The sequence below is a fragment of the Vibrio sp. 970 genome (assembly GCF_033339075.1).
In genome coordinates this window covers 1-886 of record NZ_JAWOTW010000147.1, presented here as the reverse complement: position 1 = coordinate 886, position 886 = coordinate 1, and the positions used below count along the sequence as shown (strand labels likewise).

The window sequence follows — 886 nt, the reverse complement described above, 5'->3', positions numbered from 1 at the left end:
ACTAGGTTCATAATTAGAGCGTTCTAGGAAGTTCAAGTTATGAGGCTGAGTACAGCTATCAAATGGGGTGCCGCCGTGCTATTCGTTTGTACCGCATCATCCGTCAGTGTTGCAAAAGCAGAAGTCGAACTTGTTTTGCCTATCGAGGGCGATCCGGTCGTCGACGTTAAGTTAGCGCGGATTGGTTGGTATTTATTTAGAGATCCCAACTTGTCATCGAATGGTAAAGTCAGTTGTGAAAGTTGCCACAATCTACAAACGAATGGCGCTCAAAACACAGCCGTAGCAGCAGGTGTAAAAGGGGCAGGAATACGAAACGCGATCACGGTTTTTAATGCGTCACTGAATTACCGACTGTTATGGGATGGCTCGTCGAATACGTTAGTCTCTCAAATGGATGGCCCAATTCACGACCCGTTAGAAATGGATTCCAACTGGCCGAAGATTGAAAGCTACGTTCAAAACAACGAGCAATATCAAGCGCTGTTTAAACGCGCTGGAAACCTGCCAATTTCTATCGACAACATCAAAGCGTCCATTGTTGAGTTTGTGAAAGGGCTTGAAACTCCAGGCGCGCCGTTTGATGCCTACTTATTGGGTTACACGCATGTTTTGAATGAGAAAGCGAAACGAGGTTGGAAAACCTTCCAGAAAGCTGGTTGCGTACAATGTCATCAAGGGAAAAATGTTGGCGGCGCGATGATTCAACGCTTCGCTTACTTTGAGCACAAACCCGTGCAGAAAGACACAGGTCGCCATTTACTCACAACGGAAGGGGATGAGGGGTATTATTTCCGTGTTGCCAGTTTAAGAAACGTCGCATTAACGGGGCCGTATTTTCATAACGGGCAAGTGACCACCCTTGCTGAGGCCATTCAAATCATGG

General features: G+C 46.6%; 1 protein-coding gene. It reads left to right on the top strand.

The window, feature by feature from the left end; all coding sequences use genetic code 11:
* Nucleotides 1-39 precede the first annotated feature (39 nt).
* A partial coding sequence (locus R7Q11_RS25310) for a cytochrome-c peroxidase (RefSeq protein ID WP_225466897.1) occupies nucleotides 40-886 on the top strand: 847 nt, incomplete at its 3' end.